The organism is Paenibacillus sp. JGP012, assembly GCF_014203995.1.
GTDB lineage: Bacteria > Bacillota > Bacilli > Paenibacillales > Paenibacillaceae > Paenibacillus > Paenibacillus silvae.
The window spans coordinates 1-24,197 of sequence record NZ_JACHKG010000045.1 but is presented as its reverse complement, the minus strand read 5'-3'; the positions used below and the strand labels follow the sequence as shown (position 1 = coordinate 24,197).

Here is a 24,197-nt window from a genome sequence, read left to right as displayed (position 1 = left end):
TTAAAATGACCAATGAGTCATTATTATTCATTCCAGTTTATATATAAGTATTATTCGGTTGGTACGAAGGCAGAACAAAAGATCAGAACGGGAGGTAACCAGGGATGCAAAAAGAAATGAAATGGCCGTTGATTCTGTTTGCAGTGGGTGTATTTATGGCGGCACTCGATAACGGAATTATTACTTCGTCGCTGACCACGTTGAATGCTTCGTTTGGCGTATCGCCAACATGGGGAGCTTGGACGATTACACTTTACACACTAGGGCTAGCGATCAGCGTACCGATTGCAGGCAAGCTGTCGGATCGATTCGGGCGTAAGAAGCTGTTTCTGATTGAGGTTGCTTTATTCGGTATCGGATCACTTCTTGTCGCATTGAGTACTTCATTTACCTTTTTCCTGATTGCCCGGGTTATTCAGGCACTCGGTGGCGGCGGGATATTCATCATTGCCAGCTCCTATGTGCTTAGCAAATTTCCGGCCCAACGACAAGGGACTGCACTTGGACTTCTCGGAGGTATGAACGGTATTGCAGCGATCCTCGGGCCGAACATCGGTGCATTTATTCTTGATGTAACCGGGAATTGGCACTGGTTGTTCCTCATTAATGTACCGATTGCGATATTGCTGTTCCTTGCTGGACTCAAATATATTCAGGAGGAGCAGAAGCTGAGCCGTGCAGCCGTCGATTGGAGCGGTATTGCAGTATTGAGCCTGGGCGTGCTGAGTCTGATGTACAGCTTCAGTAATCTGAACGGCGTGAACATGCTTCAAAGCATGGCTTCGCCAATGTTCTATGGCTTCTTTTTGGCCGGAGTAGCTGTATTGGTTGTTTTTTATTATATGGAAAAAAGGCTGGAGGGATCAGACCGTGAACCGGTCGTTTCCACACAACTGCTCGGCATTGCGTCATTTCGCTGGACGCTGCTTATTGCTTTTTTCTCGGGAGCCATTCTGGCCTCGGTTATTTTCATTCCAGGTTTTGTAGAGCAGTATCTGGGCGTATCCAGCACGGCTTCCGGGTACTGGTTTACCCCTCTTGCTCTGGCCTCGGGGATTGGAGCTGGAGGCGGCGGCTACCTCGTGGACCGAAAAGGCCCAATCTGGACGTTATCCGCAGCAGGATTACTCTCTGCGATCGGTTTTCTGTTGTTTCCGCTGTGGGTAGAGCATATATGGCAGTTTGTTATCGCGAGCAGCCTTGTCGGGATTGGTTTCGGTATGATGCTGGGTGCGCCGGTCAATGTGCTTGTTACGGAACAGGCGGGCGAAAACAACAAAGGCATCGCGGTGGCGACAAGCTCTCTGTTCCGCCAGATGGCAATGGCGATTGCGCCAACGATTTTTGCCGGATTTCTGGCACGTTCGTTCTCCAATCTCGGCTCCAATATTCAAGCTGGTCTTGCATCAAGAGGCATCGAGGTTCCACCAGCCATGCTGGAGCAGTATGCTTCAGGCGGGTCATCGGGAAATGACGTTTCCAGCCTGATGACGGGATTATCCAGGATTCCTGATGCCAATATACGGGAAGCACTGCTTCAGGCAGTACATCAAACGACAGGCCAGGGGTACAACGGGCTATTCTGGTCCGCAGTTATTTTTAGCGTGCTTACCTTGGTTGTAGCTCTTGTTACTGGACGTCTTCGTCAGAAAGAGAAGCAGCAGATGAAGAAGGAGCCTTCGCACTCCGTGTAACGAAAAGAAACCTATGGCGCATAAAGAAGAACAGTGAACCTTTTGTAACCGAAAAGGAGGGCGCTGTTCTTTTTAATTTAACCCGATTGTAACTTTTCATTGTGCTGGAATGATTACAATAGAACGAGCATCAGCGGTGCTCCGGGACGAAAGATAGAAAAGTTCGGAGAACTGCGTGTCATCAGACGTATTGAACGTTTAATGTGTAGTAATGATTTTCAATTTTGAGAGTGAAGAAGGAATCGATGAATGAAAAGCAGAACTAAAGAAAAGAAGAAGAAAAGTCGCAAAGGCCTATATATAACACTGATTTCACTTGTTGTTTTGCTCATTGGCGGTTATGTATTTCGTCAGCAGCTCGCTGTAGCCGCATTTGATCTGTTCCTCGCGGACACGGTAGAAGCACAGCTGACTCATTCTTACGTGCCACAGGAAGGCAATAATACGCCTGATCCAACAGTCTATCGCAAAGAGCCATTCTCTGTATTACTTCTGGGCTCGGATAAACGTGACTATGAGAAGTCCCGCGGACGTTCCGACGCAGTCATCTACGCCGTTGTAAGGCCTAAGGAGTCTCGAGCGCTGCTGGTATCCATTCCGCGTGACACGTATGTTCAGATTGTTGGAAGGGATGCGGACAAGGACGGGACGGATGATTACGACAAAATCGCGCATGCTTATGCCTTCGGTGGGGAGAATATGTCCATCAATACGGTGGAAAAGTTCCTTGATGCAGATGTAGGCTACTATGCAACGATCAATTTTCAGGGAATCAAAAAGGTCGTCGATGCGCTCGGAGGTATTTCGCTGCCCATTGATCAGGATATCGTGAACAAAGATCCAAATCATGAGCAGTTCACAATTAAAGGCGGCAAACCGATCTATGACGGACAGGAAGCCCTTTATTATGTGAGATACCGTGAAGACAGTGACTTTAACCGTACGAATCGGCAGCAAATTTTCCTGAACGCCTTTGCAAACAAAATGCTGAATCTAAGTCAGATTGCTAAGATTCCTGAGCTGTTCCAGATTATGGGGGATAATTTCCAGACTGACATGCAGCCAACCTTTATTATCGATCTGGCGAAGCAGGTGCTGACCCAGGATAAACCGCAGGTTTCCAGCTTCACGATTTTGAGCGAAGGCATGCGTAAAAACGGCGTTTATTACGGTCGTGCTGATGAGAAAGATGTTCAATATGCCAAAGAGCTGATTAAAAACTGGATGGATCAATCGACCCCAGCCGGTGAAGTCATGATTCCCGACCGGCAGAAGATTGAATAATGAATTCCATACAGAGGGTGTATCTTGCACAGCAATCAGCAGTACGTTTAATGAGCGGGCTGCTGTTTTTTTTCTTTGTGTGGGGCGCTTCAATATGTTAGATTTCCATCCTTTTGGAACATCTATCGTTCTATAACGTATAATATAAGTTGAGCGAGCCAGTTGAACGAGAAATACACAAGGAGGATACGCAGGGGTATGAACATCGCATTTTTTTTGCTACCCAAACAAGAGGTTACATGTGTGACGTCGGACTCTACGCTGCGGCAAACGCTGGAACGGATGGAATATCATCGGTTCACAGCAGTGCCTATTTTAAATAAGGAAGGCAAGTATATTGGTACGGTTACGGAAGGCGATCTGCTGTGGTATATGAAAAATGCCGAGGGAAAGATAACCTTTGAAAACGCTTCAAAGTTTTTGCTCAAAGACGTTCCGCTTAGGCTTGATATAAAGCCGGTGTCCATTGATGCGAATATGGAGGATCTGATCAACCTGGCCAAAGTACAGAACTTTGTGCCGGTCGTGGATGATATGGAGCGTTTTATCGGGATTGTGAGACGCAGTCAGATTATCGAATATTGTGAAGGTATTGTGGCCAAGGAGTCCGTTAAGGCTAAATAAGTTGGATTCTTTTCAAAAAGAATGGGCCCTTAGGGATAATCACAGCGATTATTACTAATATATATGAATAAGATGTACGGGGCTCCGCATCGTACCTGACATTGAGTTTTGGAGAATTTCTCCGCTTTTTGGGGTAATTTTGCGGGCCCCCTTTTTATGCTATAATCGAGAATAAAGCTTTTTCGGGGAGAGTGACTTTCGCCAAATGCCTAAAGAACTGGATGTAGCCAAAAGGGCTAAAGTGATTGAATGGCTAAAAACCGAAGTACTTGATCAGGTATCCCGATTATTCAAAGCATTGTGGGAAGGCAGCACGATTCGAATCGGAGATAGTCTTGCCAGCTTAATGATGAGCAGCTACATATTGGGCCGAAGGCTTGGTATTCCATTCAAAGATCTGGATGCACTGCTTGTTGAGAAGTTGAAAAAGCATAAACAGGAAGGTCACCAGCTTGAAGACTGGTATCAGGATATTTCCGCGCTCGAAGATCATATGCGTAAGAGGTGAATTTGTTGAAATTTAGCTTTAAAACAGCTGTCTGGAGTGCAGCAATGCTGCTTTTGCTGCTATCGCTGCTTACTCCGTTATCGGTGCTCTCCATTTTCTTCATGATCATTCCAGGAGTTATTTTGTATGCTTCATTATCTGTAAAATCGTTTATATGGCATCTCCTGCCCGTTGCTATTGTATTGTTAGTGGTGCATCCAATTTATCTGTTATTTATGTTGGTCTTTATACTTCCTGCAATCGCTATGGGCAATGCTTATAAGAAGCAAAAGTCAGCGCTGTTTACTTTAATGGCTGGTGGCGGTACGATGCTGGCAGAGTATCTGCTGTTGCTGTTGATCGGCAGTCTCATATTCCAGTTCGACCTGTCTACGTACATTAAAGATGTGGTACAGCTCACGATTGAACCGCTTACCAATTCATCCAGTCAGATGATTAACGGATTTGTGTGGACACCCGAGATGACAGAAGATGTGGCCAAGCAAACCCAGTTAATGATTCCATTTGCATTAGTGGTGACCTCGATGGTCATGGCCTTTATTACACATGTTATTGCGCGTCCTATTCTTAGCGTGATGGGCATGAATGTGCCTAAGCTTCCACCCGCAAGAGAGTGGCGTATGCCACGTTCGTTGATCTGGTATTACTTCCTGGCACTGATTATCGAGGTAATCTCCAGACAAAGTGATGGAACGTATTGGAAGATGATAGCAATGAATATGTCACCGCTCATCAACCTTGGCTTTATGATTCAGGCGATCGGCTTTTTCTTCTTCCTCTCACATCTGAAAAGATGGAACCCGGTTATTCCGTATCTACTGGGAGCAGCGGTCTTCTTTATTGGTCCGCTTCGCATTGTCGGAATTATCGATCTGGCGTTCCCGCTCCGTGAGGCAATATCGAAATCAAAACGATAGGGTGATGAGTCATGCCTAAATTTCTAAAGAAACGCTGGCACGGCTATTATACCGTATGGGCGTTCATACTGCTGCTGCTGCTTGTGATGTTCGTTACGATCTACAACTGGACGCTTGGTTTGATTAGTCTGATACTGGCTTCGGTGCTGGGAATCGTCATGATTAAGGCAGAAATGGCATTCCGCCGGGAACTGAACGATTATATTAATGGCCTGACCATTCGTATTAAACGAATGGAGGGCGAGGCCGTTAGCATGCTTCCGTTCGGAATTGTGCTGTACAGCGAGGATCGTACGGTAGAATGGCATAACCGCTTTGTTGCAGAGATGTTTCATGAGAAAACATTGGTGGGCAGCTCTATGCCTAATTTATTTCCGAATCTCCCTCAACCAAAGGAGAAAAAGGAAGCATCAAAAGAGCCTTCATCCAAGGAGTTTCATGATGAATTCCAGCTGGATGATCGTTATTACGGTGTAATTCATAACCCGCAGGAGCGGTACGTGTATGTGTATGAGATTACAGAACTGGCTATCCTTCGGGATAAATATGAGAATGAACGTATTGCGCTGGGTATTCTTATTCTGGACAATCTGGACGAGGCTGCTCAGGGTATGGATGATCAGCAGCGTACAGCTCTCATTGCCAGAGTCACCAGCGAGATAACAGCTTGGGCGAAGCAGTATGAAGTATATCTTCGCCGTCTTTCTTCAGATCGTTATCTGATGATGCTCAATCATAAATCTCTGCAAGAGCTGGAGCAGAGCAGGTTTGTCATTCTGGATGAGGTTCGGGAGATGACAGCTGATCTGAAGGTGCCGATGACGCTCAGCGTTGGACTTGCATTTGGCTCGGACAGCATCAGTGAGCTGGGAGAGCTTGCGCAGTCCAGTCTGGATATGGCCCTTGGGCGAGGTGGCGATCAGGCGGCTGTGAAGGCGGGACAGCGTTTATCTTTTTACGGTGGAAAGTCAAATGCAGTGGAGAAACGTACCCGAGTCAGAGCGAGGGTAATTGCTCATGCGCTGCGTGACCTGATGCAGGAGAGTGACCGCGTGCTGATCATGGGGCACAAGATGCCGGATATGGACGCCATTGGCGCATCCATCGGGGTGTGGAAGGCGGCAAGTCTGTATAACGTTGAGGCCCGTATCGTGCTGGATGGCGTGAATCCCTCCATTGAACGGCTGATGGAGCAGGTAAACAAGGATGAGAAGCTGTCCAAAGCACTTGTCTCACCGGAGCAGGCTACCCAGCTGATGACGGAGCACACGCTATTAGTGGTTGTAGATACCCATAAGGCCTCCATGACGATGGAGCCCAAACTGGTTCAGGCTGCAACGCGTGTGGTCGTGGTGGATCACCATCGCCGGGGTGAAGAGTTTATTAATGATGCGGTACTGATCTATCTGGAGCCATATGCTTCATCTGCGGCGGAACTTGTAACCGAGCTTCTTCAGTATATTCATGAGAAGGTGCAGTTTACTCCACTTGAAGCAACAGCCCTTCTGGCTGGCATAACGCTTGATACAAAGCATTTTGCACTGCACACAGGTTCCCGGACTTTTGAAGCCGCGGGTTTCCTTCGTCGCAGCGGTGCAGACACAATTATGGTGCAGAAGCTGATGAAAGAGGATCTGTCAGAATATATTGCTAAGGCAGAAATCATAAAGCATGCTAAAATGGTATATGGGAATATTGCGCTTGCGGTCACTAGACCTGGCAACAAAATTTCACAGATGATGATCGCCCAGGTGGCGGACACATTGCTTAACATGAAGGACGTAGTCGCATCATTTGTTATAAGTGAGCGTCCGGATGGACTGATTGGCATCAGTGCGAGGTCACTGGGCCGTATGAACGTTCAAGTAGTTATGGAACGGCTTGGAGGCGGCGGCCATTTGACCAATGCGGCTGTGCAGCTTGAAGGAACGCTGGGAGAAGCGGAGAAACGGCTGATGAACGTTCTGGCTGAAATCGAAAAGGAAGAGGGGTTGTTCGAATGAAAGTCATTTTTATAAAAGATATGAAGGGTCAAGGCAAGAAAGGGCAAGTGAAGGAAGTATCTGAAGGATACGCACAGAATTTCCTGCTGCCACGGGGCATTGTACGTCTGGCTACTGAAGGTAACATGAAAACACTGGATAACCAGAATGCTGCGGAAGAAAGACGCAAACAGGAAGAAAAAGCCGAAGCAGAGGTTCTGGCGAAGAAGCTGGAAGCAGAAGTAACGGAGCTAAAAGCAAAAGCTGGTGAGGGTGGTCGTCTGTTCGGCGCAATTACGAGCAAACAGATCGCAGAAGCTTTATCCAAAAAAGGCCTGAAAGTGGATAAACGTAAAATTGAGCTGGAAGAGCCGATTCGTACGCTTGGTGTAACACAAGTGACCGTTAAGGTTCATCCTGAAGTGAAGGCAACCTTAAAGGTTCAGGTAACGGAGGAGTAAAATGGGCGGCGAAATGTTATTCGACCGGATTCCCCCGCAGAACCTGGAGGCCGAACAGGCTGTGCTGGGTGCAATCCTGCTTCAGGGCGAAGCTCTGATTACAGCGATGGAACGGGTGCAAACCGAGGATTTCTACGACAAGCCCCATCAATTGATCTATGAAGCGATGATTCAGCTGGGTGAGGAAAATCAACCGATTGACCTTGTTACGCTGACTTCACGTCTGAAGGATAAAGGCGAGCTGGAGGACATTGGCGGTGTCAGCTACCTGGCCAAGCTCGCTCACGGTGTGCCAACGGCGGCCAACGTGGATTATTATGCGCAGATTATCGAGGAGAAATCGATGCTGCGTCGTTTGATTCGTACGGCAACACAGATTGTGAGTGAAGGGTACACAGGCGGAGAAGATGTAGCAGCTATGCTTGGTGAAGCGGAGCGCCGCATTCTTGAAATTTCCAACAGACGTTCCAGCAGTGGTTTTATTGCTATTCAGGACGTGCTGATGGAAGTTTTCGATAAAGTTGAAACGCTGCATCAGAACCGTGGAACGACAACCGGTATTCCATCGGGCTTCATCGACCTGGACAAGATGACAGCAGGATTTCAGCGCAGTGACTTGATCATTGTAGCGGCCCGTCCATCCGTAGGTAAAACAGCCTTTGCTTTGAATATCGCTCAGAATGTAGGTATTCGGGCGCAGGAAACGGTAGCTATCTTCAGTCTGGAGATGTCAGCTGCACAGCTCGTACAACGGATGATCTGTGCGGAAGCCAATCTGGATGCTGGAGTTCTTCGTACAGGGGAATTCAAGGGTGATGAAGACTGGCAGAAGCTGACGATGGGGATTGCTGCTCTCAACGAAGCCAACATTTTCATCGATGATACGCCAGGTATTACGGTAGCCGATATTCGTGCCAAATGCCGTCGTCTCAAGAAAGAAAAGGGCCTTGGCATGATCTTGATCGACTACCTGCAACTGATCAGTGGACGCGGCAAAGCCGGGGAGAACCGTCAGCAAGAGGTATCCGAGATTTCTCGTACACTGAAGCAGATTGGCCGGGAGCTGGAAGTTCCCGTTATCGCGCTGTCCCAGCTCAGCCGGGGTGTAGAGCAGCGTCAGGATAAACGTCCAATGATGAGTGACTTGCGGGAATCGGGTTCGATCGAGCAAGATGCTGATATCGTAGCCTTCCTGTACCGGGATGACTACTACAACCAGGAAACCGAGAAAAAAAATATTATCGAGATTATTATTGCCAAACAGCGTAACGGTCCGGTAGGCACGGTGGAACTGGTCTTCCTGAAAAACTTTAACAAATTCGTCAATTACGAGAGGGCGCATAATGACGCCTTCGCGATGTAGAGGATAGACTGTGATTACGCTGAACAGGGGTACACAGGCTATCCGGTACAACCCAGTAATAGAAGAATATCACGGTTGAATATCAGGATTTATACCATATATAGCTTGAATGAATAGCAAATGTAAAAGTACCGGTGAATACAGTCAAGGTGAACAAGACTGTATTCATCGGTTTTTTACTGTGAAATAAGGTCATAATTCCGAACATTAAGCAAGTGCCATATATAATTGTTCGCCATTTCATTTGACTTTGAAAAAGCGGACTGTTACACTAATACTGCTGCGTTAAAGCAGTGCAAACCTTCCCTTGAATGTAAAGGAAGGACATTTTCACTGTCCGTTAGCACGCTTCTCAGTCGGTTAATTGCGTAACATGCCTGCCGGGATAGAGGACGGACAGACCAATACAAAGGTGCGCAAGGCACCCACGGAGGTATGTTAACTATGTCAACGGTAGTTGTAGTGGGAACGCAATGGGGAGACGAAGGAAAAGGTAAAATCACGGATTATTTGGCTGAAAGCGCTGATGTGGTCGCTCGTTATCAAGGTGGCAACAATGCAGGCCATACAATCCTGATCGACAACAAAAAATATAAACTGACGATGATTCCATCGGGTATCTTTTACACAGACAAAGCATGTGTGATTGGTAACGGTATGGTTATCAACCCGAAGGCACTTATTGAAGAAATTAATTATATTCATGATAATGGCTTTACAACGAAAAACCTGTCCATCAGTGAGCGTGCGCATATCATCCTGCCATATCACATGGTTCTGGATGCACTGGAGGAAGAGAGCAAAGGCCCGAACAAAATTGGTACAACAGGTAAAGGGATCGGCCCTTGTTACATGGACAAATCTGCTCGGATCGGTATTCGTATGGTTGACCTGATGGATGCAGAAGATTTCGAACTGAAGCTGCGTCATCTGGTAAAAGAAAAAAATCGTGTCATCGAGCAAGTGTACAACGGTACGCCGGTAGATGTGGAGGAAATCCTGAAGGATTACCTCGGTTACGCAGAAGTGCTTCGCCCTTACGTACGTGATACATCTGTGGTACTGAACGATTCCATTGATGAGAACAAAAAGGTATTGTTTGAAGGAGCACAAGGTGTAATGCTGGACCTTGACCAAGGTACTTATCCTTATGTGACTTCATCCAACCCGTCTGCTGGGGGCGTATGTATCGGTTCCGGCGTTGGTCCGGCGCGTATTCAGCAAGTTATTGGGGTAGCCAAAGCATATACAACACGCGTAGGTGACGGCCCATTCCCGACAGAATTGCATGATGCGATTGGAGACCAGATTCGTGAGACAGGTCATGAGTATGGAACAGTAACTGGACGTCCACGCCGTGTAGGCTGGTTTGACAGCGTTGTTGTTCGTCACGCTCGTCGTGTGAGCGGCATTACAGGTCTGTCCCTGAACTCGCTGGACGTTATGACAGGTCTGGATACAGTGAAAATCTGCACAGGCTACAAATTCCGCGGTGAAGTCATCACTCACTATCCGGCAAGTCTGAAAATGCTGGCAGAATGTGAAGCGGTATACGAAGAAATGCCAGGGTGGAGCGAGGACATTACGGGAGCGAAGAAGCTGGAGGATCTGCCAGCGAATACGCAAAACTATGTGAAACGTGTAGCCGAGTTGACAGGTATTCCAATCGCAATTTTCTCTGTAGGTCGTAATCGTGAGCAAACGAATCAAGTTCTGCCAATCTATGTTTAAATCAATATGCTGTTGATATCATCACCTTCAGCTGCTGCTAGAAATAGCGGTGGCTGGAGGTTTTTTTTGTGTCTGTATCGGATATAATCCCGAGATTTTCGTCAATACTGGCTAACAGTATATCAATCGTATATCCTACAATCCACCTGGATCAAGGGAAGTATCGTTGGAGGGAGAGAAACAGATATGAAGTTGCTGTTATGGTTTGTCAAAATTGTACTTATCGTGATGCTGGTCAGTTCCCTGACCCTGCTGACGACAGGACTAATTGTGCAATCGTATGCGAAGTCATTGCTTGCCAGTTTTAATATACAGTGGGAAGGGCAGCCCACGGGTCTTCTGGGGATGTTTCAGGGGGCAATAGGTAGTAAATCCAATTCACCCACCGAGGGAGAGAAGACGGGAAATACACCTACGGATAAGCCCGCTGGAGCGGAGGAGGAACAGGCCCCGGAGAACTCGATTTCAGTCATGGGCAACGCTAACGGGACGAAGAACGACTCAGCAGGTGTGGATGCAGGCAAGGGATCAACCCCGGAGAGTTCAAGTGCGGGTGCAGGTCAAACAGGTGCAGGTCAAACAGACAGCAATTCAGGTGCGGCAGCGGGCGAGGGTGATGATGCTATTGTTGTGTCACCCGATGATATTACAGGCGCTAAAAACAAGCTGCCCACGGCAGAAAAGGAGCGTATCTTCACTTTGCTTATGAACAAGCTGCCGCAGAAGGAAATGCAGCAAATCTCGGGTGCAATGGAGGGTGGGCTGACAGAGCAGGAGCTGCGGGAGATTGAGCAGGTGATCTCCAAGTACCTGACAAGTGAAGAGTACGACAGCCTGATGGAAGTGCTGCAGACGGAATAAAGGCAGAGGGAGAGATAAGCAGTTAAACAGCAAGAGTCGTATACCCTGTGCGAAACCTAGTCTGACCAAGGAATAGGCGAACGGATATACATCAGTATGATAGACTTGCCCAAATCTTTCTCCTATAATTGAATTATTATGTTCAGGAGGAAAAAGATATGAAGCTGAACAGCAAAGCGTACGATATATAACAACCGTCACAATGTGCCTGGCAGATCGCTTATCTTCGGATTCGTGGCCCTCCACTCATGCTTTCTTCAGATCAGATTGTACTTCAAGGAAAGCATGAATACCGAATACAGGAGGACTAGAGATATGAATTCATCGAATACGACGAAAGTTACAGCGAATATATCTGCTGAGCAGCTTGCAGAGATAACGGAACGATTCGCATCAGGGTTAACAGAAGCTAACCAGCCCTTTTTAGGATGGGATTTCAGCTTTATTACAGGAAGTGGACGGCTGCAGAGCGGCGTATTGCCTTGGTCCTACGGCACGATCGCGCGCAGACATATACAGAATGCGAAACGACTGCTGGATATGGGCACAGGTGGTGGAGAGCTGTTATGCAATTTAGCCCCTCTGCCAGCATATGCTTGTGCAACGGAAGGTTATCTGCCAAACATAGCGGTTGCTCAAGAACGATTGCAGCCTTTAGGCGTGAAGATGTTTCCTGTAACAGATGATGCACAGCTGCCTTTTGCAGATGGAGAGTTTGACCTTATTATTAATCGGCATGAATCTTATGATCCACGGGAAGTGCAGCGCATATTAGCTCCAGGCGGTGTATTTCTGACACAGCAGGTAGGCTGGTCAGATTGCCGGGAGATCAATGATCGGTTAGGTGTTCCTATGCCGGCGGAATATGCGGGCTGGGAACTGGATTTCGCAGTGCAGCAGTTATTGGATTGCGGGTTTACTATCCGGAAACAGATGGAGGCAGCACCTGTGCAGCGCATTTATGATATCGGGGCATTGGTGTATTATTTGAAAACCATTCCGTGGCAGGTGCCTGACTTTACGGCGGAGAGATTCCGCGAGCCTTTATGGCAGATTCATATGGAAATCGAGCAGCATGGATTCTGGGATATGAAGCAGAAGAGGTTTATTATAGAGGCCGTTAAGCTGTAGGCGATTAAGAGTTAATAATAAACTATAGAATTTATATAAGTTGAACTATTCATTTACACGTGAACGGAGAGGACAGAAAAAACCTGAAAAAGCAGAGCGGTCGCCTTTATCACCGGATTTTCCCCTTTGGAGAAGGGAATCGAAAAAATCTGGAGATAACAGCGATTGGAAGGTTGTTCTGTCATCGGAGTGGATGGTGTAAAATCTTTAGTTTAACTTATATAGCCTTAGTATGATCCCTCATCAGAGTGTCTCTGATGGGGGATTCTTTGTGTTTACATGAAAAATTTCAAAGTGATTACATAGGTCTTAGAAACTAGTCCTATATTGAGACAAAAAGTACATAGTAGAGCTGAGGTTGAGGCATAATGGGTGATGGAACAAACGATAAAGTAGATGGATATTTCAGGAAAACGAGACGTGGCGCGGCTTTATGATGTGAGGATAGGAGTTGAAATGATTGTAAAACCTGTGTTAAAGTATACGGGTGTGATAAAAGGTTAAAATTTTGACACTTTTATAAGCACAGCTAAAGTCCTGTTTTTACAGAAACATATAATCAACTCATATTATTGGACTCGCTTGCACATGACTAATTCGCAGGTGATGTCTGACCAGAAAACGAACAAAGAAGTGCTGAAAAGGAGAGAATCATGAAAGGTTTCAGAGGCATACGCCAACCGGGCAAAAACCGGGTACACGAACAATCTGGGGAACACCGGACGGCCGAAGACAAAAACAACATGAGCATGTCCAACTTCAGTTCAAATAAGAAAAGAATGATGGCGCCGCGTAAATGGATCATTACAACAGCTTGCGGTATTCTGATTGCCGCATCCGTTGGATTTGGTGCCAAACAATATGTGACTTCCAATACTGTGCCATATTACAAGGTCATGGTTAAAGGTCAGGAGATTGGTGCAATCGCTAATGAAGCACAGCTGCAGCAACTTTTTGCCCAGAAAACAGAAGAATATCAGGGTAAATATCCGGATGCGCAGATGGTGCTGAATACAGACGGGATTACAACGGAGTCGGCACGAGCCTACAAGCCGGAAGTGAACAGCGAGGAAACTTTGGATAAGCTGGGGCAAATGTTAACTGCTTATGCTAAAGGTGTAGAGCTCAAGGTCAACGGTGAAGTCATCGGTATTGTGAAGGATCAGGAAACAGCAGACGCGATCCTGCAGCAGGTACAGAGCAAATACATACCGGCATCGGCTGTACGAAGCTCCCTGAAGACCAAGTCGGTATCGGCGAATTCTTCCAAGAAGGATAAAGGCCCAAGCACAACGTTAAAATCGGTAGACATTAAGGAAGAAGTCACTACGGATGTGGTGAAGGCTGATCCGAATAAAATATGGGATGTGTCGGAGGCGGTTAAGGCGTTAACCGTTGGTAAAGACGCGCCTGTAACTTATGTCGTTCATGAAGGAGATACGATCTCTTCCATTGCGGCACGTTATGGTATTACACAAAAAGAGATTCGCCAAAATAACCCGGGGATCAAGGAGACTTCTCTCCAAATCGGACAAGAGTTAACGCTGACTGTACCGAAGCCGGCAATTACGGTTAAATCGGTCGAGCAAGTGGTGGAGCAGATCGAAGTGAAACCGCAGGTCGAGGTGCGTAAAAGTGCCGAACTGAAGGCGGGCACGACCAAAGTTGTTCGTCCAGGCCAAAGCGGACTGAAAAACATGCAGTATCGCATCACCAAAGAGAATGGTGAAGTAGTTCGGGAAGAATGGCTGGGCCAGGAAGTGATTAAAACAGCCGTGACCGAGGTAGTGCTCAAGGGAACGAAGGTTGTTGGTGAGGGCACAGGACAATTTGCGTGGCCTGTATCCAATGCAACGATGAGCAGCAGCTTTGGGCAGCGTTGGGGCCGTCAGCACAAAGGTGTTGATCTGGTCGGTAACCGTGATGTCAAATCTGCGGATGAGGGTGTAGTTACTTTTGCAGGACAGAAGAACGGTTATGGGAATGTCATCATTATTAACCATCGTAACGGATACGAAACACTATATGGTCACTTGGATAGCATTGGTGTAAACGTTGGCCAAGTGGTTGAGAAAGGTGACAGCATCGGTGTAATGGGAAATACAGGGCGTTCCACGGGAACACATCTGCATTTCGAGATTCTCAAAAACGGCATTGCCGAAAACCCGATGACCTATCTGAATTAATTGTAAAGCAAAGGCATCGCATATGTGATGCTGACATGGGAACAAGGTTAGCTGTACAGCTGGCCTTGTTTTTTGATGTGAAATATTTTTAAAGGAAACGGCTTCCAAGGGCCCGAGCAGGATGTGACCGTGCCTCAGGTATGTTAAACTAGAGTATAGATCGTTGACTATAGTCAACAAACCGATATGGATTTATAGACTATCAAAATAGATTAGAGAGACAGCGCCAGTTGGCGGATCAAGCAGGATATAGGGGTGAATTCAGCCGATGCAGGGAAAGATTTTGGTAGTGGACGACGAGCAGCCCATCGCAGACATTCTGAAGTTTAATCTGGAAAAAGAGGGTTACGAGGTCATCTGCGCATTTGATGGTATTCGTGCGGTAGAACTGGCGTTATCCGAAAAACCCGATCTGATGCTTCTGGATCTGATGCTTCCGGGCAAGGACGGGATGGATGTGTGCCGCGAGGTACGGGCTCATCTGGAGATGCCGATTATTATGCTGACAGCCAAAGACGGGGAGATCGACAAAGTGCTCGGTCTGGAGCTGGGTGCCGATGATTATGTCACCAAACCGTTCAGTACAAGGGAGCTGCTTGCACGAGTCAAGGCCCAGATGCGCAGACAGCAGAAGCCAACAGCGATTGTAGAAGCGCCGGAGGAATCAGAGAAACAGGTGCTGCGGCTGTTTGATCTGGCGTTTGATATGGATATGTATACGGCTTACAAGGGCGGCGAGCCGCTTGATCTGACGCATCGGGAATATGAGCTGTTATATTATATGGCCAAGCATTCCGGCAAGGTGATGACACGGGAGCATCTGCTGCAGGCTGTATGGGGATACGAATATTTTGGTGACGTACGTACGGTGGATGTGACCATCCGCAGGCTGCGGGAGAAGATTGAAGAAAATCCAAGCAAGCCGGAAACGATTCTGACTCGCCGGGGGCTTGGTTATCTCGTGCGCAGTGCCAAAAGCGTGGGGATATAATGGGCCGATTCGCGCGATTTTCGTTCTTTCGAACGATTCAGGCGAAATTGATTATTATCTATGTGCTGCTGATTCTGATTGCGATGCAATTGATCGGCGTTTATTTTGTCAGTGCGATGAAGAACTCGCTCACCAGCAACTTCACGGAGGATTTGCAGGCCCGGGCGGAGATGCTGTCCGTTCTGGTAGGTGAGACGATGGCTGGTGGAGAAGCGGAGGCTGGCGAGGACAAAACGGAGAACCTGCGGGTGCTGGTGAACAATCTGTTCAACATTAACGGTGCCGAGATTCAAGTGCTGGATGCCAGCGGCAAGGTTCTCACCACCTCGCTAAGTTCACATTCCGACTATATCGGACGCAAAAACACTCAGACCGTAGTCAGCCGTGCGCTGCAGGGCATTCGGGACAATGAGGAATATATCGTAGATGAGGATAATGTTCGCAAAAAGGTTGTGGCCAAGCCGGTATTATCCGGCGGCAAAATTATTGGAGCGGTCTACATCGCCGCTTCGATGAACGAGCTGTACGCGACGATGGAGGGCATCAACAAAATTTTCATCTCCGGCATTCTGATTGCTCTGGTATTAACCGCGGTGCTGGGGGTCATTCTGTCTCATACAATTACGCAGCCGATCAAGGAAGTGACGAGACGGGCAACGGCGGTGGCTGAGGGGAATTTTGATCAGCAGACACCGGTATTTGGCACAGACGAGATTGGTCAGCTTAGCCGTGCGTTCAATTATATGACAAGCAGACTGCGTGACGCTCTTTCCCAGAACGAAGAAGAGAAGGAGAAGCTGACCTCCATTCTGACCAACATGAGTGATGGGGTTGTTGCGACCGATGAGTTCGGCAAAGTGATTCTGGTGAATCGCCGTGCCAGCAGCATTCTTGGCATGCGCCCATCCGACATTGAAGGCAGGCATTTTGCCGTTCTGCTCGGCATTGATCCAGAGGATGCGGAAGCTCTGGCGAGCGGTTTTACTGGTTCTACGCTGCTCCAGATTGCCCCGGCAGGTCAGGAGGAGCCGGTGGTAATTCGTATGACGTTCACTCCCGTTCATCGGCGTGAGCTTGGAATCACGGGCACGATTGCGGTGCTGCAGGATGTAACGGAGCAGGAGGAGCTGGAGGCGTCGCGGCGTGAATTCGTGGCCAATGTATCACATGAGCTGCGTACACCGCTGACCACGATCAAGAGTTATGCTGAAGCGTTGGATGATGGGGCATTGGAGGATCCGCAGCTTGCGGGACGTTTTGTTGGTGTCATTCAGAATGAGACGGAGCGGATGATTCGTCTGGTGACGGACCTACTTCACTTGTCCAGGCTGGATTCGAAGGAAGCACTGCTGCGGAAGCAGCCAATTGATATTTTGGAAATGCTGGAGGAAGTAACCGATCGTTTCTCCTTCCAGATGCATCAGAAGGACATTCAGTCTGTGCTGTCTGTGGAAAATGATATTCCGCCCGTGCCGCTGGACCGTGATCAGATTGATCAGGTTCTGGATAATGTCGTATCCAATGCGCTGAAATATACGCTCGAGGGCGGCACGATTACGATCGCTGCCCGGCGCAGTGATGAGCATACGCTGGCCATCTCCGTATCGGATACGGGCATGGGCATTCCGCAGCGGGATCTGGATCGCATATTCGAGCGATTCTATCGTGTAGATAAAGCACGTTCTCGCAGCATGGGCGGCACCGGGCTCGGACTGTCCATTGCCCGGGAAATTGTAAGGGCCCATGACGGCAGCATCTCACTGGAATCCGAGGTTGACGTTGGCACAACGGTAACTTTTACACTGCCAATGCGTGATAAAGGGGGTGAGCACCTTGAAGGAACGGATTAAATCTCTGGTGCTCGCTGCTCTTGTCGCAGCAAGTCTGGTACAAAGCTACTTCCTGATCTATCGTTTGCCGGGAGGTGGCGATTCGATCGTGACCTCGGAAACAAATTATGTGAAGACGGAAAATATGGGTCAGGAGCGCAGCATTGAGGAATTAATTTTTCCGGATCAGATGATTATTCATATGGGGCAGGACAAACATACCGTGTTTTACCCTGGCAACACGTTCTATCAGCTCATCTATTCCAGGTTAAAAGGCCGGACGTTCGAGGATTTCCAGCGCCGCAATGTGCAGTCGGTCAATTGGGATCAGATTCGCAAGGAAAGCCCGGGGTTTGAGTTATCTTTTAAAGAGGGCATGCCCGTTGCTTTGCTGCAGCGAGTGATGCGTCTGGGTACGGATACTCTTTTTCAGGGAGAGACGATCAATCGTATTGCTATATATACAACCCCGAATGATACGAAGGCACATGCGCTGTTCTTCAGTGCCAAGGGCGATGTGGTCTATGAGGCTGCGCAGGCGGATTTGACGGTGCAGGATGTGCAGCAGCACGTTGATTTTGGGACAAGCTGGACACCGTACACGCTGATGGAAGGCGGGTATTATATTCCTGCACAGGCACTGGATGCAATTGAGGCCGATGTGCCGACAGGCCAGTTCACGGTGGAGCAGATGCAGCGAAGTCTGTTCTTTGATCCAAGCATGACCCGGAATATTCGGGAAAAGGATGGGTCAGAGATTTATACCGACAGCAAACGCAGTCTGCAAGTGAAACAATTTCAGCGCTGGATCAGCTATACGGACCCGGCAGCACCGCCTGCGGGACAGAGTGATGCGTCCAAGGATGCGCTGTCGGCGGTCGATTTTGTAAACCAGCACGGCGGCTGGAAAGGGCGCTCTCGCATGATGCTGAGGTCGACGGACAATAAAACGCAGCTGCAGTTCCAGCAGTATTATGGCAGTTTTCCAATCATGGATTCCATGCAGTTTCGCTTTGGCACGATCAATATGGAGATGCAGCAGGAGACGGTGTCGAGTTATGAGCGATCTTTGGAATATTTGAACGAGGGTGCGGAAACGAAGAAGTCGATCAAGCTGCCTGGCGGGGACAAGCTCAAAAATCTGATCCGAAAGGTAGCTGGCGAAAATCGCAAAGTTGTGGACGTGTACCCGGCCTATCGTACATCAGCAATGGAGGACGGCCTGCGGCTGATCCCTGTCTGGGTGATCCGGTTCGGAAACGGCGAGGAAACAACGGTATCCTAGCTGTTATGCAGGAGCATAGCAGGAAGAGTGGATGCGATGCAGGCAGGAACATAGTGGGGCATGATGTTGAATGTTCGATGTTGGCTGTTGGGTTTTGGAGTAAATCAGGGCATTCATCCGTGCTGTGCTGTTGTGCCGAATTCTAACGAATCACAGAGACGCTAAATGACGGATTTGGGGGAGTTGGGGAATCTAACGATTCCTGGTGACGCTATTTCGGTAATAATGGGCTAAAAATGGTGAAATCATGTGATGACTCGCGAAATAAGGCTTCTCTGAATCGTTAGAATTAAAACGAGCGGAAAATGGGTCAAATAAGGCTCCTATGATTCGTTAGCCTGAAGTGATTAAACAGAAGAGGAGGTGAAGGTTCTGGATTGGGGACGAGCGAAAAATGTATTAATTTATGCTTTTCTGCTGCTGAATCTGGTGCTGGGGTATCAGATCTGGATGGATGCGCGAGAGACGGCAGGAGCCAATCTGGACTTCACCTCACTCGCGGATAATACGCAGCGGGCTATGGAAGAGAAGGGCATCCAGGTGCTGGCGCCAATTCCGAACGAGACGCCGAAGCTGCCGAAGCTGTCCTATGAGTTTATCGAAGAGGACAAGTCCGGTATTGAAGTAGAGCTGGAGCAGCCTGTGGACAGCAAGCTGATTTTCTCGCCAAGCGAGCTGGCCGATGCGCTTCAGGCGGAGATTCCGCAAATCGGCACGTACCGGCTGGACCAGCTGATGGCTGAGGATGGGGCTTTTGTGCTCCACCCGCTGGTGGACGGAAAGTGGCCGCTCTTTAACGTGAGTCTGGAGCTGTTCTACAGCGATCAGAAAATCACGGGATATCATCAGACTCCGGTGCGGATTACGACCGCCGAGGAGAGCGATCAGCAGGTGCTTCCGGCGTCGAAGGCGCTGGGAACGCTGATCGAAAACTTTTTGCCAAACGATGCAATTGTGAAGGATATTCAGCTGGGCTACTACGGCCAGTTGTTCAATTCAGATATACAGGTAGCGATGCCGGCGTGGCGGTTCGTGCTGGAAAGTGGCGAAGTGTTGTACGTGCAGGGCATCAGCGGGGATGTATTCAGTCCCAAGTCAGACAAACCAGGGGAGTAATGCGTTATGGGGATATATTTTACGGTGTTATCCAGCGGTTCGACAGGTAATGCCACGGTCATTCAGCATGGGGGTACCTCACTCATGATTGATGCGGGTCTCAGCGCGAAGCGGCTGGAGGCACTGTTTCTGGAACGGGAGATTTCGGGGACGGAACTGGACGGCATTCTGGTAACACATGAACATTCGGATCATATTAAAGGACTAGGCGCGATATCTCGGAAATATAATTTACCGATCTATGCAAACACGAATACGTGGGCGGCATTGGAAAAGTCAGTCGGAGCCATTCCCGAGGAGAACCGGCGGATATTTGAAACGGGTGAAAAGCATGATTTCGGCTCGCTGCGCGTGGAATCCTTCGGCATTTCGCATGACGCGGCTGAACCGGTAGGTTACACGTTCGATGATGGAAGCGAGAAGCTGTCCGTGGCGACAGACCTCGGTTATATGAGTGACAAGGTTCGCGATGCGATCTCCGACTCGGATGTGCTCGTGCTGGAGGCGAATCATGATGTCGAATTGCTGCGCATGGGACGATATCCGTGGAACACCAAGCGCCGGATTCTAAGTGACATCGGGCATTTGTCGAATGAAGCCGCAGGTGCGGCGCTTAGTGAACTGATGAACGGACGCATCAAGCGCACGTATCTGGCACATCTCAGCCGGGATCACAATATGATGGACTTGGCAAAAATGTCGGTGCGTGATGCGATGGAAAGCCGGGGCTGTTTTTATCGGGATCATGAGTTCAAGCTCTGTGATACGTATTATGATCGTCCTACACCATGGGATAGGGTGGGTGAGCCATAAAGCTGTCCAGTTCGGCGGCTTTGAGCTCTACTTCCTCACGGGTCAGTATGCCTTTATCTATAAGTAATTCAATGATGGTGCTGAGCGCCAGTGTGTTGCGATAATGCTCTTCTTTGAGATCGGCCAGCTTGGCCGCCATGTGCACTTCGTCCATAGCAGTGAGTGTTCGCGTGCGTTCCATTGTGGAATCCTCCTTCGTTCTATGAAGCTCTGAATTGTTCTTTTACTATTATTGTAGTCAGGCTTGGTGGAAAACATTCCTCTTTTTGCCGCTAACATTCTCCGGGCAGGGTGTGTATGCTAAAGCTGTAGCTGTTCGGGCGTTGTTCTGATGATGAACGGCAAATGAAAAAGTTTGGTCATTTAGCAAAAAGCACGCTTAGGGGACCAGGTTTTGTGGTGATAAATACTATGGACCTTTATTGTTAAGTGAGTTATTCGCGAGAATTTACGTTTATTTACGTAATTATGCAACTTTTTGGGATTTAAAGTGTTTAGTATAATAAGGAGCATTGTGATTTTGGCTGTTTTGCGTATGAAATGGAATCTCGAATCTCGCAGCATGCGAGAGCATGATTGATAGAGCATACAGGATGGAATGCCATTCTGTTGTATATAAAGCTCGTGCCCGGGATGATTCCGGGATGAGGCGAAGTACAGGACCATTTTGTGAAAATGCAAAAAAAGCATGGGGAACAGGGGGAGTCTTCTCTTTTTTCATGTAATAACTGGGCGGCAGTCAGGGTCTTGATGCGTGACAACGAAGGGGAGAGGATCACGATGGGATTGTTTGGAGATGATTTTTATTCAACCAAGGTATCAAGACGCGCCGAACCTGAACAGAAAGGCAAACTTCAGATTATCCGTCCGGGAGGAGGACGACGCACTCGTGATCGCTGGAGTAATCCGCGCAGGTCACGCTCGGAGATCAGTTCGACCGTCAAGGTAGCGGTCATCAGTTCGGTGATCAGCTCCATCGTGACGGTTACGTTGTTCAGCTTCATTAGCCAGCCCTCGGCACAGCTGCCTTTGGCGAATGCTGCCGGTCAAGGCGCTGGAGTGGCACAGACAGCACAGGCGGCTGATCCATACGACCGCATTATCACGGCTGCGGCAGAGGTGCGTCCTTCGGTGGTCAGCATCGTGAATCATAAAACAGGCAGCAGCCTGTCCATGGAGGATTCCGCGCTGGGCTCCGGGGTTATTTTCAAAAAAGAAGATGGCAAAGCCTACATTATGACCAATCACCATGTTGTGGAGGGCGCCAGTGATCTGGAGATCGTGACCGTGGACGGGGAAACCCATAAAGCCAAACTGGTGGGCAAGGACCGGGTGAGCGATATCGCGGTATTGTCGACAGAGGATAAAGGACTGGGTGCAGCAGCGGAAATTGGTGATTCCAGCAAGCTGCAGCGCGGACAGACGGTGCTGGCCATCGGTAATCCGCTGGGTCTCGGCGGTACGCTGACCTCCGGAATTGTGAGTTATACGGATCGTATTCTGCCCGTATCCATCAACCAGGACGGTGTGTACGACTGGGAGCAAAATGTTATTCAGACAGATGCGGCGATTAACGAAGGCAACAGCGGCGGAGCTTTGGTTGATCTGGACGGGAAAGTCGTAGGCATCAATACGATGAAAATCTCGGATACAGGCGTGGAGGGTCTGGGCTTTGCGATTCCGATGAATGAAGTGATGAAAACGGTGGATTCATTGCTTCTGAACGGCAAAGTGTCCCGTCCTTATCTGGGGGTATACACCGTTGATCTGAGTAATCCATATGCTCCACTGGATGATGAACAGCGTAAAGACCTGAAGCTGCCATCGCACGTGGACAGTGGTGTAGTTGTACTGGAGGCTTCCGGGCCGGCATCCGAGGCAGGTATGAAGCTGAATGATGTCATTACGGAATTTGACGGGCAAAAAATTACCTCTACGCTCGATCTGCGTAAATTCCTGTACGATAAGAAAAAGATCGGTGATACGTTAGAGGTCTCATTCTATCGGGACGGCAAAGCCGAGAAAGTATCGGTGAAGCTGACGGATAAGCCGGAGTAAGGCTTTGAGGCGGTTATGACGGTGATTCTCACATTGCATTGTGGAATGGGCTGTTGTGTTGGCTTGGCTGAAGCGATGATTTAGTTAAAGGCAATACGGAAACAGTTATTCATAGAGAGAGTGATCAGAAATTCTGACCACTCTTTTTATATTGATGCTGCACAGGGAACGGGCACGAGGGCAAACGGGTATATTTTTAGAAACGAGTCTTTGTTTGGCGTGGGGTGCATACCAGTGTTAATATGTAAAATTGGTTGAATGCTTGGGTGCTTCTACTCAGGAAGTCCCGGAGCCAAAGGCGCAGATACATTTGTTAGCCTGTATGGTAAACTAATGTCAATGTGTTTACATAGATCGTTGATGCAAATAACAGCTGTATAACGTGAGAATCGGCTGGCTAATCTGAAAATGGAGGGATTCAAGATGAATCTGTTGAAGAAAAAGGTACTTGGCGGAACCAGTTTGGCCTTATCCATGCTGATCCTGTCCGCATGTGGATCGGAGGGTACTCCGGCTGCACCTGTAGACACGAGTGCGCTGCAGGACAAAATCGCGGGGCTGGAGAAAAAGCTCACCGAACAGGGCATTAAAAGTGATGAACAGGCCCAGAAAATTGCTGCGTTGGAGAAAAAGCTGACAGAACTTGATGCAGCTCTCCCTGCTGCTGGACAAGGTGTGAACGGTCAGACACCGACCAGCGCGGGCAATAACGGCTCCGCCGGAAAAGGGGACGGGGTGCTGATTACGTTTTCCCAGTATGAGAAGCTGGAGGTTGGCATGTCCGTGGAAGAGGTCATCGAAATTCTCGGCGGCGAAGGTGAAGCGCTAAGTGAAGCGGAGAACATGGTCGTGTATAACTATAAAGGCACAGGTGGCAATGGTGCCAATGCCGTGATTGCTTTTCAAGGTGGGAAACTGCTCACGAAGGCACAGTCGGGGTTGGAGTAGGCTGGGAGCGAAGGAAGCTTAGGGGAAGGTAAGGGATAGAATAAGAAGAGTAAAGGCAACGACAAGGGCAGAGCAAGGATAAGAGCAATTAAGGGTAGACAAGGCTAGATAAGGATAGACAAGAACGAATGGTGATAGTAAGCACTTAGTGGTAAGGATAAGGTTACACTAGGGAACAGACAAGAGTATGGACAAGATAGACAAGAGCAGGGACAAGATTAGGACAGAGCAAAAGTGTGAAAATAAGCGCATAAATTTAAAATTAAAGCTGAAGCATTCCTGCAAGGATACCAGAGGTGGGTATCGTTGGAAGGGGTGCTTTTTTATAGTGCGCCCGGCACGGGCGATAACTTGGCGGTGAAAGTCCGCTACAGGCTTGGCAGTAGGAACTGTTAGCCAAGGGCAAGGGTGTCCG

General features: G+C 48.5%; 20 protein-coding genes. 19 read left to right on the top strand and 1 reads right to left on the bottom strand.

Annotated elements, in window-relative coordinates:
* Positions 1 to 104: 104 nt before the first annotated feature.
* The 17 genes from HNR77_RS28180 to HNR77_RS28100 all read left to right on the top strand — a co-directional run bounded on the left by HNR77_RS28180 (position 105) and on the right by HNR77_RS28100 (position 20,776).
* Positions 105 to 1,694 (top strand): MFS transporter, encoded by a 1,590-nt coding sequence (locus tag HNR77_RS28180; protein ID WP_184191164.1) that lies wholly within the window; start codon positions 105 to 107, stop codon positions 1,692 to 1,694.
* 249 nt (positions 1,695 to 1,943) lie between these two features.
* Positions 1,944 to 2,978 carry an LCP family protein gene (locus HNR77_RS28175; RefSeq protein ID WP_184191162.1) on the top strand — a complete coding sequence of 345 codons (1,035 nt, stop codon included), beginning with the start codon at positions 1,944 to 1,946 and terminating at the stop codon, positions 2,976 to 2,978.
* A gap of 198 nt (positions 2,979 to 3,176) precedes the next feature.
* The gene (locus HNR77_RS28170; protein WP_111269836.1) at positions 3,177 to 3,602 is read left to right on the top strand and encodes a CBS domain-containing protein; all 426 of its coding nucleotides are present in this window, start codon (positions 3,177 to 3,179) and stop codon (positions 3,600 to 3,602) included.
* Positions 3,603 to 3,807: 205 nt separating this feature from the next.
* The gene (locus HNR77_RS28165; RefSeq protein ID WP_090923575.1) at positions 3,808 to 4,110 is read left to right on the top strand and encodes a MazG-like family protein; all 303 of its coding nucleotides are present in this window, start codon (positions 3,808 to 3,810) and stop codon (positions 4,108 to 4,110) included.
* Positions 4,111 to 4,115: 5 nt separating this feature from the next.
* Positions 4,116 to 5,027, top strand: coding sequence for a DUF2232 domain-containing protein (locus tag HNR77_RS28160; protein WP_184191161.1), 912 nt, complete (start codon positions 4,116 to 4,118; stop codon positions 5,025 to 5,027).
* Positions 5,028 to 5,038: 11 nt separating this feature from the next.
* Complete coding sequence (locus tag HNR77_RS28155; RefSeq protein ID WP_184191159.1) at positions 5,039 to 7,030, top strand: DHH family phosphoesterase; 1,992 nt, start codon at positions 5,039 to 5,041, stop codon at positions 7,028 to 7,030.
* Positions 7,027 to 7,470, top strand: a complete 444-nt coding sequence (gene rplI / locus HNR77_RS28150; protein WP_110896928.1) for a 50S ribosomal protein L9 — start codon at positions 7,027 to 7,029, stop codon at positions 7,468 to 7,470. Before HNR77_RS28155 ends, rplI begins: the two co-directional genes overlap by 4 nt.
* A 1-nt stretch (position 7,471) precedes the next feature.
* Positions 7,472 to 8,833 (top strand): replicative DNA helicase, encoded by a 1,362-nt coding sequence (gene dnaB, locus HNR77_RS28145; protein ID WP_111269834.1) that lies wholly within the window; start codon positions 7,472 to 7,474, stop codon positions 8,831 to 8,833.
* Between the two features lie 444 nt (positions 8,834 to 9,277).
* Positions 9,278 to 10,564 carry an adenylosuccinate synthase gene (locus tag HNR77_RS28140; RefSeq protein ID WP_184191157.1) on the top strand — a complete coding sequence of 429 codons (1,287 nt, stop codon included), beginning with the start codon at positions 9,278 to 9,280 and terminating at the stop codon, positions 10,562 to 10,564.
* A 186-nt stretch (positions 10,565 to 10,750) separates the two neighbouring features.
* On the top strand, positions 10,751 to 11,425 hold the full coding sequence (locus tag HNR77_RS28135) for a hypothetical protein (RefSeq protein WP_184191155.1): 675 nt from the start codon (positions 10,751 to 10,753) through the stop codon (positions 11,423 to 11,425).
* Between the two features lie 315 nt (positions 11,426 to 11,740).
* Positions 11,741 to 12,556, top strand: a complete 816-nt coding sequence (locus HNR77_RS28130; RefSeq protein ID WP_184191153.1) for a class I SAM-dependent methyltransferase — start codon at positions 11,741 to 11,743, stop codon at positions 12,554 to 12,556.
* Positions 12,557 to 13,209: 653 nt separating this feature from the next.
* Positions 13,210 to 14,742 (top strand): peptidoglycan DD-metalloendopeptidase family protein, encoded by a 1,533-nt coding sequence (locus HNR77_RS28125; RefSeq protein ID WP_184191151.1) that lies wholly within the window; start codon positions 13,210 to 13,212, stop codon positions 14,740 to 14,742.
* Between the two features lie 268 nt (positions 14,743 to 15,010).
* Positions 15,011 to 15,733, top strand: coding sequence for a response regulator YycF (gene yycF, locus HNR77_RS28120; RefSeq protein WP_184191150.1), 723 nt, complete (start codon positions 15,011 to 15,013; stop codon positions 15,731 to 15,733).
* A complete protein-coding gene (walK, locus tag HNR77_RS28115; RefSeq protein ID WP_184191148.1) occupies positions 15,733 to 17,583 on the top strand; it encodes a cell wall metabolism sensor histidine kinase WalK in 1,851 nt (616 codons plus the stop codon). Before yycF ends, walK begins: the two co-directional genes overlap by 1 nt.
* The gene (locus HNR77_RS28110) at positions 17,567 to 18,847 is read left to right on the top strand and encodes a YycH family regulatory protein (RefSeq protein ID WP_184191146.1); all 1,281 of its coding nucleotides are present in this window, start codon (positions 17,567 to 17,569) and stop codon (positions 18,845 to 18,847) included. The genes walK and HNR77_RS28110 overlap by 17 nt, the downstream gene beginning before the upstream one ends.
* Positions 18,848 to 19,219: 372 nt before the next feature.
* Entirely contained in the window at positions 19,220 to 19,963 is a 744-nt protein-coding gene (yycI, locus tag HNR77_RS28105; protein WP_145405233.1) for a two-component system regulatory protein YycI, read from the top strand.
* Between the two features lie 6 nt (positions 19,964 to 19,969).
* Complete coding sequence (locus HNR77_RS28100) at positions 19,970 to 20,776, top strand: MBL fold metallo-hydrolase (protein WP_111269826.1); 807 nt, start codon at positions 19,970 to 19,972, stop codon at positions 20,774 to 20,776.
* On the opposite strand, the gene HNR77_RS28095 is transcribed toward HNR77_RS28100, so the two are convergent.
* Positions 20,745 to 20,957 carry a hypothetical protein gene (locus HNR77_RS28095; protein ID WP_184191144.1) on the bottom strand — a complete coding sequence of 71 codons (213 nt, stop codon included), beginning with the start codon at positions 20,955 to 20,957 and terminating at the stop codon, positions 20,745 to 20,747. The two genes, HNR77_RS28100 and HNR77_RS28095, sit on opposite strands and share 32 nt — an antisense overlap.
* Before the next feature lie 599 nt (positions 20,958 to 21,556).
* On the opposite strand from HNR77_RS28095, the gene HNR77_RS28085 reads away from it, so the two are divergent.
* Positions 21,557 to 22,834, top strand: coding sequence for a S1C family serine protease (locus tag HNR77_RS28085; protein ID WP_184191140.1), 1,278 nt, complete (start codon positions 21,557 to 21,559; stop codon positions 22,832 to 22,834).
* Positions 22,835 to 23,257: 423 nt separating this feature from the next.
* The gene (locus tag HNR77_RS30485) at positions 23,258 to 23,782 is read left to right on the top strand and encodes a hypothetical protein (protein ID WP_260410968.1); all 525 of its coding nucleotides are present in this window, start codon (positions 23,258 to 23,260) and stop codon (positions 23,780 to 23,782) included.
* Positions 23,783 to 24,197: the final 415 nt, after the last annotated feature.

Excerpts from the sequence above, each read along its gene's own strand:
- HNR77_RS28180 (WP_184191164.1), top strand. The coding sequence starts at position 105 with ATGCAAAAAGAAATGAAATGGCCGTTGATTCTGTTTGCAGTGGGTGTA.
- HNR77_RS28175 (WP_184191162.1), top strand. The coding sequence starts at position 1,944 with ATGAAAAGCAGAACTAAAGAAAAGAAGAAGAAAAGTCGCAAAGGCCTA.
- HNR77_RS28170 (WP_111269836.1), top strand. The coding sequence starts at position 3,177 with ATGAACATCGCATTTTTTTTGCTACCCAAACAAGAGGTTACATGTGTG.
- HNR77_RS28165 (WP_090923575.1), top strand. The coding sequence starts at position 3,808 with ATGCCTAAAGAACTGGATGTAGCCAAAAGGGCTAAAGTGATTGAATGG.
- HNR77_RS28155 (WP_184191159.1), top strand. The coding sequence starts at position 5,039 with ATGCCTAAATTTCTAAAGAAACGCTGGCACGGCTATTATACCGTATGG.
- rplI (WP_110896928.1), top strand. The coding sequence starts at position 7,027 with ATGAAAGTCATTTTTATAAAAGATATGAAGGGTCAAGGCAAGAAAGGG.
- dnaB (WP_111269834.1), top strand. The coding sequence starts at position 7,472 with ATGGGCGGCGAAATGTTATTCGACCGGATTCCCCCGCAGAACCTGGAG.
- HNR77_RS28140 (WP_184191157.1), top strand. The coding sequence starts at position 9,278 with ATGTCAACGGTAGTTGTAGTGGGAACGCAATGGGGAGACGAAGGAAAA.
- HNR77_RS28135 (WP_184191155.1), top strand. The coding sequence starts at position 10,751 with ATGAAGTTGCTGTTATGGTTTGTCAAAATTGTACTTATCGTGATGCTG.
- HNR77_RS28130 (WP_184191153.1), top strand. The coding sequence starts at position 11,741 with ATGAATTCATCGAATACGACGAAAGTTACAGCGAATATATCTGCTGAG.
- HNR77_RS28125 (WP_184191151.1), top strand. The coding sequence starts at position 13,210 with ATGAAAGGTTTCAGAGGCATACGCCAACCGGGCAAAAACCGGGTACAC.
- yycF (WP_184191150.1), top strand. The coding sequence starts at position 15,011 with ATGCAGGGAAAGATTTTGGTAGTGGACGACGAGCAGCCCATCGCAGAC.
- walK (WP_184191148.1), top strand. The coding sequence starts at position 15,733 with ATGGGCCGATTCGCGCGATTTTCGTTCTTTCGAACGATTCAGGCGAAA.
- HNR77_RS28100 (WP_111269826.1), top strand. The coding sequence starts at position 19,970 with ATGGGGATATATTTTACGGTGTTATCCAGCGGTTCGACAGGTAATGCC.
- HNR77_RS28095 (WP_184191144.1), bottom strand. The coding sequence starts at position 20,957 with ATGGAACGCACGCGAACACTCACTGCTATGGACGAAGTGCACATGGCG.
- HNR77_RS28085 (WP_184191140.1), top strand. The coding sequence starts at position 21,557 with ATGGGATTGTTTGGAGATGATTTTTATTCAACCAAGGTATCAAGACGC.
- HNR77_RS30485 (WP_260410968.1), top strand. The coding sequence starts at position 23,258 with ATGAATCTGTTGAAGAAAAAGGTACTTGGCGGAACCAGTTTGGCCTTA.